Below are 10138 nucleotides of genomic sequence, written 5' to 3'. Positions count from 1 at the left end.
CTAGCCGCGCGGGGGCTCAGCCGCCGTCGCGGTCGGGCGGGTCGAACGTGACGTGCACGGTCTCGAAGCCCTTCAGGCGCTCGGCCTTGGCCTTGCCGGTGTAGCTGCGCCGGTCGCCCGGGGTGAGGTCGACGTCGTCGGTGAAGGGCGTGAGCAGCGCGCGGGGGTAGAGCCGGTCGACCCGAACCACGTTGATCTCCACGCACAGCACGCCGAACACCGCCGCCAGGTAGAGGAAGGCGAGCAGCCCGAGCACCAGGGCGAACATCCCGTTCACGGCGCTGGCGCTCTCCATCACCCGGCTGACGTAGGTGACGCCGAATGTCTGCAGCAGCTGCCAGAGGACGGCGGCGAGCAGCGCCCCGGGCAGCACGTCGCGCACGGTCAGCCGCCGGGTGGTGGCGAGCCGGAACGCGAAGACGAAGATCGCAGCGTTGATCAGGACGGAGGCGATCAGGACCAGCGTCCGCGTGGCGCCGCCGAAGGAGCCGGCCATGCCTGCGCTGATCGTGGCCAGCGCCGTCGTCCCGACCACCGTCAGCCCGGCGGTGGCCAGCAGCAGCAGACTGCGGCCCCGGGCCAGGAACGGGTTCGGACGGTTGTTGCGCGGCACCGTCCAGGCGGTGTTCATCGCGTGCTGCACCGCCTGGGCGACGCCGAGCGCGCCGTACAGGGCGCCGAGGATGCCGACCAGCACGCCCCAGGTGCCGCCGCTGAGCCCCTGCGGCTCGCCCAGCTGCTCACCCACGACCGGGAGCTGGCTGAGCGCGGAGTCGATCAGCCGCTCCTGCAGCTCCGGGTTACCGTCCAGCACGGCGCCGAGGATCGTCGAGGAGAGCAGCAGCAGCGGGAACAGCGAGACGAACGCGTAGTAGGTGATCAGCGCCGACAGGAACGGGCCGGTGTCGTCGACGTACTTGTAGACGACGGCGATGGGAAAACCGGCGGCCGGGTGACGGCGCTGCAGACGGTCGAGACGGTCCACGAGAGCCACGGACGCAGTCGATCACGTCCCGCGGGCACGCGCTCCCGGGGCCGTCCGCTGAGCGGCTCACCTGGACCGTTGCACCCGCGCGACCCGCGCTGACGCCCACGGTGGGTCGCCCGGGTTCAACGGTCAGGCCAGGCGTCGGCCGACCCGCGGACACCGGCCCTCCGCGCCCCCGGCCCGCCGCACACGTACGGACGGCGACGAGCACGGCTGCGGCTGCCTTGCGGATACTGCGCAGGGGGTCCGACCTACGGCCGTCCTCTCCGACCCCACGGTCATCGGGCACCCGGCGCTCCGACCTGACGCGGCCCCGTAGGCGTCACCCCGGGCGGGGTGAGGAACGCGCGCCCGCACGAGCCGATCCGCGTGCCACCATGCGGCCATGAGGCCCTACCTCACGGCCGTCGCCGTCGTCGCGCTGTTCGTCCTCGAAGTGCTGGGTGTGCTGCTCGGCGGGGCCGACGACTCACCGGGACTGCAGGGGATCGGCGGCCTCCTGGTCCTCGGCGCGATCGCGCTCGTCGTCCGGGCCGTCCGGCGCGGCCGGCCGCATCCGTCCCACGCGCGGTGAGCGCACGACGTTCCCGCGGAAACGTCGTCAGGGGCGCGAGCCCCGCGCGTTCCCGCGGGAACGTCAGGTGAGGACGACGAGTCGCTGCGTGGCCCGGGTCATCGCCACGTAGCGGTCCACCGCTCCCTCGACGCCCGCGCCGAACGACTCCGGCTGCACGAGCACCACCAGGTCGAACTCCAGCCCCTTCGCCAGCACCGGGGTCAGCGACCGCACCCGCTCGGTGGGGTCGAACGTCGGGTCCCCGATCACGCAGGCGACGCCCTCGGCGTGCTCGGCCAGCCAGGCGTCGACCACCGCGTCCCGATCGGACACCACCCCGTGCAGCACCGGCACACCGCTGCTGCGGATCGACGTCGGCACGTTCGCCTCCGGCAGCACGGCCCGGATGACCGGCTCGGCCTCGGCCATGACCTCCGCCGGCGTCCGGTAGTTGACGGTCAGCGACGCCAGCCGCACGGAGCCCAGCCCGACCCGCGCCAGCCGCTCCTCCCACGGCTCGGGGAACCTGCGCCGCGCCTGCGCCCGGTCCCCGACGATCGTGAAGCTCCCCGAGGGGCAGCGCAGGAGCAGCATCTGCCACTCCGCGTCCGTCAGCTCCTGCGCCTCGTCCACCACCACGTGCGCGAACGGCCCGGCCAGCGGGTCGCGCTGCGCGGCAGGCAGTGCGGCCTCGTCGACCAGGGCGTCCCGCAGGTCCCCGTGCCGCAACGACGTCATCAGCAGCAGCTCGGAGTCGTCGGCCGCGATCAGCTCGTCGATCACCCCGGCCATCCGCTCCCGCTCGCGCGCCGTCGCGGCGTCCTGCCGGTGCGCACGCCGCGCCGCCTCCGGATCGCCCAGCCGCTGCCGCGCGGCGTCGAGCCACGGCAGGTCCGACAGCGTCCAGGCGACGGGGTCGTCCCGCTGCAGCGTCCGCACCTCGTCCGCGGACAGCCACGGCGCGCAGCGGCGCAGGTAGGCCGGCACCGACCACAGGTCGCCGACCAGGTCGGTTGCCTCGACCAGCGGCCAGGCCCGGTCGAAGGCCGCCCGCAGCTCGCGGTCCTGCTGCAGCACCGTCCGCAGCTCCTCGGCGGGAACCTCCTCGTCGTCGTTCCGGTCGACGAGGATCATGTACAGCTCCTCCCGGACCCGCTCGCGCGCCTGGTTGTGCGGGGTGCCGGGATCCGGCGCCTCGAACGCCTCGGCCCAGTCGTCGGCGCTCAGCCGGAGCTCCGACCACGGCGTCTCGACGGTCAGCCCGCGAGCGGGTGGCTCCTCGTAGAACCGGACGGCCGCCTCGATGGCCTCCACGAGCCGCGCCGACGACTTCAGCCGGGCCACCTCGTCGTCGAGCTCGGCGCCGGCGGCGGCACCTTCCGGCAGGAGTCCGCGCAGCGTCGCCGTCCGCACGCCCTCCTCGCCGAGGCTGGGCAGCACGTCCGAGACGTAGGCCAGGTAGGGCTCGTGCGGGCCGACGAACAGCACGCCGCCCCGGTCCTGGCCCACGCGCGGGTCGGCGTAGAGCAGGTACGCCGTGCGGTGCAGCGCGACGACGGTCTTGCCCGTCCCGGGCCCGCCGTCGACGACGAGGGCGCCGGGGGAGCCCGCGCGGATGATCGCGTCCTGGTCGGCCTGGATGGTGCCGAGCACGTCACGCATCCGCGCCGACCGGTTGCTGCCGAGGCTGGCGAGAAAGGCGGACTGGTCGTCCAGCGCGGCATGCCCCTCGAGCCCGTCGGGGGTGAACACCTCATCCCAGTAGTCGGTGATCCGCCCGCGGGTCCAGCGGTACCGGCGGCGGCTGACCAGACCCATCGGCCGGGCGTGCGTCGCGGCGAAGAACGGCTCGGCGGCGGGGGAGCGCCAGTCGACCAGCAACCGCGCGCCGGTGCTGTCGGTGAGGCCGAGCCGGCCGACGTACACCGGCTCCCCGTCCGTCCCCACGATCCGCCCGAGGCACAGGTCCAGGCCGAAGCGGCGCAGGGTGCGCAGGCGGGAGGTGAGCCGGTGGATCTCCAGGTCCCGGTCCAGCGCCGCCTGCCCGTCACCGCCGGGCGCACGGCGTTCGGCGTCGAGCCGCGCGGACAGCTCCGCGACCGACCGGGACAGGCTCGCGGCGATGGCCGAGAAGTGCCGCTCGTCCGCGGCGATCAGCGCCGGATCGGCCTTGGCGGCGAGGGCGTCGGGAAGGGCGAACGTGCTGGTGGGCAGGGGTTCCACGGCGTCAGCTCCCATCTGAGGAGCGCGACCCTAGAGCGCAGAGAACGGCCTCATGAGGCTTGACCGGAACTGCTACAAAGAGAGTGGCGACAGGCTCGAGCAGCGCGCCCGGCCAGGCGGAACGGATACGGGGACCATGCCGCGAGGCGCTGTCCGGCCCGGCGAGTGGTCGCTCCGGCCCATGGTCGTCGCCGACCTGCCGGAACTGGTCGACGTCCAGGAGCGCGGCGCCGTGCTCGGGCTGTCCGACGTGTTCCCGCAGGCGCAGTACCCCTTCCCGCGCGACGACGTCTCGCGCCGGTGGGCGCAGGAGCTGGCGGACCCGGCGATCGACGCCTACGTCGTCACCGGGTCCGGCGGGGAGATCCTGGGCTTCGCGGCCCGCCGCGGGGACGAGGTCCTCCACGTCGGCACCGCCCCGGAGACCTGGGGCAGCGGCCTGGCCGGCTGGCTGCACGACGCGCTCGTCGCGACGTTCCCCCGGGACGTGCGGCGCCTCCGGTTGTGGGTCCTGGAGGGCAACGGCCGCGCCCGGCGGTACTACGAGAAGCTCGGCTGGGCGCCGAGCGGCGCGAGCTCCCGCAGCCCGTTCCCTCCGTATCCGGTGATGCTCGAGTACGTCAGGGCGTGTAGATGCTCTCCAGCGCGGTGATCGCGCCGTCCTCGGTGCGGAACCGGGTGTAGCCGGCGGCCTCCGGGTTCTCCGACACCCAGTGTGTGCCGGCCAGCTCGGCGACGTCGTCGATGGCGACGTCGTCGAGGGTGCCCAGGTCGAGGTAGCTGAGCGACGCCGAGTCCGAGACCGGCAGCGTGGCCGTCCGCTCACCGCCGTCGCGCACGTAGTACTCGTTGCACCAGGCCGTCTCGTGGTCCGGGACGTCGTCCTCGCGGCAGGCCGCCGCGGCGGCCGCTCCCTCGAACCAGTCGACGACCAGGACGGTCACCCGGCCGGGCGCGACCGAGAGCAGCATGCCCACGTGCTCGCCGTCGGCCAGGCGTGCGCTCGTCGCCGGCGTGGTGCCGGGCGCCTCGGACGCCGTCCGGACGGCGAACGCGTCGCCGTCCCAGGCGTAGGTGACCGTGCCCCAGTGACCGGGGCAGCAGTACGGGTCGTCGCCGGCGACGGTGGGACCGCTCAGGGTGATCGTCGTGCCGTCGGTGGTGACGGTCGCCTGCGGGTGGAACAGCTCGTCGCCCAGGACACCGATCACCGCCGGGCGGGCTGCGGACAGGTCGACGACCACCACGTGGGCGGACAGGGTCGACGTCGGCGTGGGGCAGGTCAGCTGCACGAGCGCCTCGTCGGTCCCGTCGCCGGTCACGTCCGCGAACGAGGTCTGCACGGTCTCGGCGTCCCAGGCGTCGCCGGGCAGCCCCTCGGCCACCCACTCGGCGCGCGTCGTGCAGCCCAGTGCGAGGTAGGCGGAGGACTTCCAGTCCGGGCGGATGGCGGTGTCCGCGGCCGGCGCGGCGACCGGAGCCGCGACCGGCTTCGCCAGCGCCGCCTTGCCAGGCTGCGGCGTCTGCGCCTCGGGGGTGCACCCCGCGAGCAGCAGCACGGCCGTGCAGGCGACGAGGGCGGCGGCACGGCGGGAGCTGCGCGAGGGGTGCGTCACACCACCCCATCGGGGTGCGTAAACCGATGGTTGACGCCGTCTCACCCGTCGGGGTCGGATCGGGCTCCGGGTCGTCGCCCGGGCCCGGGCCATCGCGGCGGGTGACACAGGCCCCCGGCGGGGCGTCACACGACCGGGTGGCGGCGCTCGACGGGTGCCGGATGCGGTTACCCAGCGTCCTAGGTTCTGCCCGTGCGTATCGCCGGTGCCGTCCGCCTGGGGATGTCGGCCGTCGTCCTCGCCGCCGCCTCCGCCTGCGTGTCGTCGGAGGACCCCCGTCCTCCGGTCGACGCGGCCGGTGCGCTGCCCGCGTACGAGGCACCCGGAGGAACTCCCGCCTTCTGCCACCGGCTGGCCTCCCTGGAGGAGCTGGGGCGGCTCCCCGTCTCGATCGGCACGCTCGCCGCCGGCACGGACGTCGAGGCGCGCACCCAGGTCACCTCGGCCGCGCGGGAGCTGCTGGCCGTGCTCTCCGACGTCCGGACCGAGGGCGGCCACGACGGGCTGGCGACGGCGCTGGAAGGCCTGGTGGGAGCCCTGGGCGAGGTCGGCAACGGTCCGCTGACCGATCCGGTCCGTGGCGCGGTGACGGCCGGGCTGGCGCAGGTGGGCACCCAGGCGCAGCCGGCGTGCGGGTTCCCGACGTGAGGCGGCGGGTCCTCGCATCGGCCGTGCTCCTGATGGCGCCGCTGCTCGGCGTGCCGGTGGCGTCCGCCGCTCCCGCCGACGCCGCTCCGCAGCTGTGCACCCCGGACACCAGCCGCGGCGGCGTCCCGGCGACCTTCCCGATCTCGGCGTGCGTCGACGGCAGCAGCATGACCCTGCGCAACGACCGGGACCGTCCGGTCGTCGTCACGGAAGGGGGCGAGCTCGGGGATCGCGTGCCGCTGCGCGCACAGAACAGCGCCCTCGCCGGCGTCGTCCGCCGGACCACCGAGAAGGCCGTGGTGATGCTGCCCGGCGAGGTGGTGCGCTGGCACATCGGTGCGCAGCCGGTCCTCCTGACCGTCGCGCCGCTGCCGGTCCCGCAGGCTCCGGAGATCGCCGCCCTCCTGCGCCCGGCGCTGACCGGGAACCGGAGCGGGGACGCCGCCCGGGCGCTGCAGGACTCCGCCGGCGCGCTGGTCGTGGAGATCGCCGCTGCGGTGCGCGCGCGCACCGGCTGCGTCGCCGACCGCAACTTCCTGCAGACGGCCGCGTGCGACGTGACGGCCGCGGCCACGATCGGCTCGGCCACCAGGGGCCACCTGGACCGGAGGACGACGGCCGAGGTCCTCCCGCAGCTGCTCGACAAGGCTGCCTGGGCCACCTGGCCGGCGGTCGACCCCGACTGGCCGGCGGACGCCGAGCCGACGCTCCGCCAGGGGCCGGCACCCGCGCTCGCGGTGCCGCCGGTAGCGCTCGCCCTCCCGGCTCCCGCGCCGGCGGTGGCTGACGACCCGAGGCGCCCCGCAGGGGCGTCCCGGGAGCGGGTCGCCCGCCCGGCGCCGCCCGTTCCCCGTGCGCCGGCTGCGGCCCCCGCAACCGCACGGACCCCGGCTCCCGCGCCGGCTCCCGCGCCCAGGCCGCAGCCGACGCGGCCACCGGTGACGGCGCCGGCGCCCCTGCCCCTGCCGGCGCCCGTACCGGTGCCCGTGCCCGTGCCCGTGCCGGTGCCCGTGCCGGCACCTCCGCCCCCGCCGCACGTCGACCGGCCCACGTGGCAGGAGCTCCACGAGCGGAACCTGGCCCAGCTCCGTGAGCTCGCGGCCGCCTGGGCGAAGGCCAGGGAGCGGGCCCAGGACGATGACCGGGACCGGGACCGGGACCGGGACCGAGGGCGCGGCCACCGCTGAACGCAGCACGGGGTGGTCGCGGAATCCGCGGCCACCCCGTGCCGTACCTCCTGAGCGGGTCAGCCGCCGCGCCGCACCTCGGCCTCGAGCACGCCGCGCACGGCGGTCTGCAAGGCCTGGTTCGAGGTGTCGCCCGAGTCCAGCGCCGAGCGGGCATCCTCGGGCAGCAGGCTGTCGGCCACGGTGTCGAGCCAGGTCACGTCACCGTCGACGCGACGGCCCACCTGCAGGCCGTCGCCGTCGTGACGCAGGACGTAGGTCTCGCCGTCGATGTCGATCGTCTTCTCGTCGGTCATGAGGCCCCCCTACCCGCGGGCACGTGCAAGTCATGCGGCCGAACCGCAAAGTCGCAAGGTGGGTCAGGATCGTGCCGTGGACGAGGAGTGCTGCGAGATCGTGGTCACCGACGCGGACGTCGAGCGGCTGGTGGCGCTGACCCGCACGCTGGTCGAGGAGCGGCTGGTGGCCTGCGGGCAGCACATCGCCCCGATCCGCTCGGTGTTCCGCTGGGACGGCGCCGTCCACGACGAGACGGAGGCGCGGGTCGCCCTGCACACCCGCCGGTCGCTGGTGGAGGCGGTCGTCGCCCGTGCCGTGGAGCTGCACGGCTACGACGTGCCGTGCGTGCTCGCCCTGCCCCTGGTCGGCGGCAATCCCGCGTACCTTCGCTGGATCGCCGCGGAGACCCGGAACCCATGAGTCACCATTTGGGGGCGACCCGGCCGGTCCGGGGCTGACGGCACCTGCCTCGCGCGCCGATGGGGGAGGACGCGGACGCCGACGGCGTTCCAGGAGCGAACGGCGGGGACGTTGCGACCACGACCGAGCCGGGCACTGCCGACCGACGTGCGCCGTCGTGCCGATGACCAGCCCGGTGCCGCGCTCCTCGTCGAGGCCGTCCTGGACGCGCTGCCTTCCCCGACGCTGCTGGTCGACTCCAGCGGCACGGTGCTGCTGGCGAACGCGGCGTGGCAGATGGCCGCGGAGGTCATCGCCGACGACCGGTTCCGCGTGGCCGTCGGCGGGAACTACTTCGCACTGGCGCTCCAGATCCGCGACGACGAGCACACCCGTGAACTCGTGGCCGGCGTCCGCGAGGTCTCGATGGGCCTGCGCGACTCCGTGACGGCCGACTACCCGGTACCCCTCCCGTCGGGCACCCGCTGGTACCACCTGCAGGCCTCCCGGGTCGACGAGGCGGGCAGCATCGTCGTCACCCACACCGACGTCACCACGCGGGTGCACGCCCAGCGGGCCTCGGCCTGGCAGGCGCGGCACGACGCCCTCACCGGCCTGCCGAACCGCGCCTACCTGCACGAGCTCATCGACGCCGACCTCGCCGCTCCGGGGAGGACGCCGGCGGTGCTGTTCCTGGACCTGGACGGATTCAAGGAGGTCAACGACTCCCTCGGCCACGACACCGGCGACGACCTGCTGCGGGAGGTGGCCGCCCGGCTGACGGCGGCGGTCCGCGAGCGCGACACCGTGGGGCGCCTGGGCGGCGACGAGTTCGTCATCCTGTCCCGCGGCTGCTCGGCGGTCGACGCCGCGGCCCTGGCGGAGCGGCTGCGCGCCACCGTGGAGCGGCCCTTCGAGCTCGCCGGCCGGGTGATCCGCCTCGGCGCGAGCATCGGCATCGCCGGCACCTCGGGTCACCGGTACCTGCGCTCGACGGACCTGGTCCGCGACGCCGACCTGGCCATGTACTCGGCCAAGGCAGCCGGCCGCAACCGCGTGCACGTCTTCAGCCCCGACCTCCGTGACGCCGCCGAGCGCCGCGCGTCGCTGGCCGCCGAGCTGCGCGACGCCCTCGTCCGGGACGAGCTGGTGCTGCACTACCAGCCGGTCGTGCACCTGCCGACCGGCCGCTGCACGGGGATGGAGGCGCTGGTCCGCTGGCAGCACCCGGAGCACGGCCTGCTGCAGCCCGGCGAGTTCCTGCCCACGGCACACGCCCACGACCTCATGACGCCGCTGGCCCGGTGGGTCATGACCGAGGCCACCCGGCAGATCGCGGAATGGGCGCGGATCGGGATCGCGCTCGTCGTGGCCATCAACATCAGCGCCGAGCAGTTCTCCAGCGGCACGCTGGTCGAGGACGTGTTCGCCGCGCTCACCACCGCCGGCGTCCCCCCGGAGCTGCTGGTCGTCGAGCTGACCGAGACCTCCGTCGCCGAGGATCCCGAGCTGGCCGCCGAGCAGATGGCCGAGCTGCGGCGCCGGGGGGTCGAGGTCTCCATCGACGACTTCGGCAGCGGGTTCTCCTCGCTCGCCCAGCTGGTCAGCCTGCCGGCCGGCGTGCTCAAGATCGATCGCAGCCTGGTGAACTTCACCGAGGGCAACCGCGACCGCGCGGCGGCCGCGATCGCCGCCGTGGTGGCTCTCGGGCAGGCCTGCGGGATCCGCAGCCTGGCCGAGGGCGTGGAGTCCGCGGGCCAGCTCGCCCTCGCCCGCGAGCTCGGCTGCATCTTCGCCCAGGGCTTCCACATCGCCAGGCCCATGCCTGCCGACGACGTGCCGGGGTGGGTGCTCGCGCACCGCGACGCGCTCGCGCCGGCTCCGCCGGGGGAGTTCGCGCACTTCGGCGTGCGCTGACCGGTCCGCTCGCCGGTCAGCCGGGTTCGCCCCGGGCCTTCCGGCGCACGATGACGACCAGGTCGACGACCGCCACGGCGGCGAAGAACAGCAGCACGAACGCCGGCCAGGCCGGCAGGTCGGTCAGGAGCCAGCCCACCCCGCCGGCCAGGCAGACGACGAGACCGAACAGCGCGAGGATCAGCCGGAGGGTGAGCGCCGACTGCGCCGGTGGCGCGCCGGCGAAGCCCGCCGTCGGGTCGTGGTGGTCGGGGAGGCCGCGGGCGTAGTCCTCCCGGGAACGAGGCTCACGAGACTGACTCATGCCAGGGATGCCTACCCGGCC

Annotated in this window: 11 protein-coding genes; 6 read left to right on the top strand and 5 right to left on the bottom strand. The window is 74.8% G+C overall.

What is annotated here, in order from left to right:
• Positions 1-16: 16 nt before the first annotated feature.
• The gene (locus RM425_RS20630) at positions 17-994 is read right to left on the bottom strand and encodes a YihY/virulence factor BrkB family protein (RefSeq protein WP_311347110.1); all 978 of its coding nucleotides are present in this window, start codon (positions 992-994) and stop codon (positions 17-19) included.
• A gap of 379 nt (positions 995-1373) precedes the next feature.
• Between RM425_RS20630 and RM425_RS20625 the strand changes: the two genes are divergently transcribed.
• Complete coding sequence (locus RM425_RS20625) at positions 1374-1562, top strand: hypothetical protein (RefSeq protein WP_311347109.1); 189 nt, start codon at positions 1374-1376, stop codon at positions 1560-1562.
• A 63-nt stretch (positions 1563-1625) separates the two neighbouring features.
• Here the strand turns inward: RM425_RS20625 and helR are convergent, their stop codons facing one another.
• Complete coding sequence (helR, locus tag RM425_RS20620; protein WP_311347108.1) at positions 1626-3767, bottom strand: RNA polymerase recycling motor ATPase HelR; 2142 nt, start codon at positions 3765-3767, stop codon at positions 1626-1628.
• Positions 3768-3903: 136 nt separating this feature from the next.
• Here helR and RM425_RS20615 point away from each other — a divergent pair, with 136 nt between their 5' ends.
• A complete protein-coding gene (locus tag RM425_RS20615; RefSeq protein ID WP_311347107.1) occupies positions 3904-4419 on the top strand; it encodes a GNAT family N-acetyltransferase in 516 nt (171 codons plus the stop codon).
• Here the strand turns inward: RM425_RS20615 and RM425_RS20610 are convergent.
• Positions 4388-5383 (bottom strand): hypothetical protein, encoded by a 996-nt coding sequence (locus RM425_RS20610; RefSeq protein WP_311347106.1) that lies wholly within the window; start codon positions 5381-5383, stop codon positions 4388-4390. The genes RM425_RS20615 and RM425_RS20610 overlap by 32 nt on opposite strands.
• 192 nt (positions 5384-5575) lie before the next feature.
• Between RM425_RS20610 and RM425_RS20605 the strand changes: the two genes are divergently transcribed.
• Both RM425_RS20605 and RM425_RS20600 read left to right on the top strand, forming a co-directional pair.
• The gene (locus RM425_RS20605) at positions 5576-6031 is read left to right on the top strand and encodes a hypothetical protein (protein ID WP_311347105.1); all 456 of its coding nucleotides are present in this window, start codon (positions 5576-5578) and stop codon (positions 6029-6031) included.
• A complete protein-coding gene (locus RM425_RS20600) occupies positions 6028-7218 on the top strand; it encodes a hypothetical protein (RefSeq protein WP_311347104.1) in 1191 nt (396 codons plus the stop codon). Before RM425_RS20605 ends, RM425_RS20600 begins: the two co-directional genes overlap by 4 nt.
• Before the next feature lie 59 nt (positions 7219-7277).
• Here RM425_RS20600 and RM425_RS20595 read toward each other — a convergent pair whose 3' ends face one another.
• On the bottom strand, positions 7278-7514 hold the full coding sequence (locus tag RM425_RS20595; RefSeq protein ID WP_311347103.1) for a hypothetical protein: 237 nt from the start codon (positions 7512-7514) through the stop codon (positions 7278-7280).
• Between the two features lie 58 nt (positions 7515-7572).
• Here RM425_RS20595 and cutA point away from each other — a divergent pair, with 58 nt between their 5' ends.
• Both cutA and RM425_RS20585 read left to right on the top strand, forming a co-directional pair.
• Complete coding sequence (gene cutA / locus RM425_RS20590; protein WP_311347102.1) at positions 7573-7917, top strand: divalent-cation tolerance protein CutA; 345 nt, start codon at positions 7573-7575, stop codon at positions 7915-7917.
• 147 nt (positions 7918-8064) lie between these two features.
• Entirely contained in the window at positions 8065-9813 is a 1749-nt protein-coding gene (locus RM425_RS20585; RefSeq protein WP_311347101.1) for a putative bifunctional diguanylate cyclase/phosphodiesterase, read from the top strand.
• Between the two features lie 16 nt (positions 9814-9829).
• Here the strand turns inward: RM425_RS20585 and RM425_RS20580 are convergent, their stop codons facing one another.
• Complete coding sequence (locus RM425_RS20580; RefSeq protein ID WP_311347100.1) at positions 9830-10117, bottom strand: DUF6343 family protein; 288 nt, start codon at positions 10115-10117, stop codon at positions 9830-9832.
• Positions 10118-10138: the final 21 nt, after the last annotated feature.

The organism is Blastococcus goldschmidtiae (assembly GCF_031845325.1).
In the GTDB taxonomy this organism is placed as follows: domain Bacteria; phylum Actinomycetota; class Actinomycetes; order Mycobacteriales; family Geodermatophilaceae; genus Blastococcus; species Blastococcus goldschmidtiae.
The sequence above is the reverse complement of the archived record's forward strand: the minus strand, read 5'-3'. Positions and strand labels throughout refer to the sequence as shown.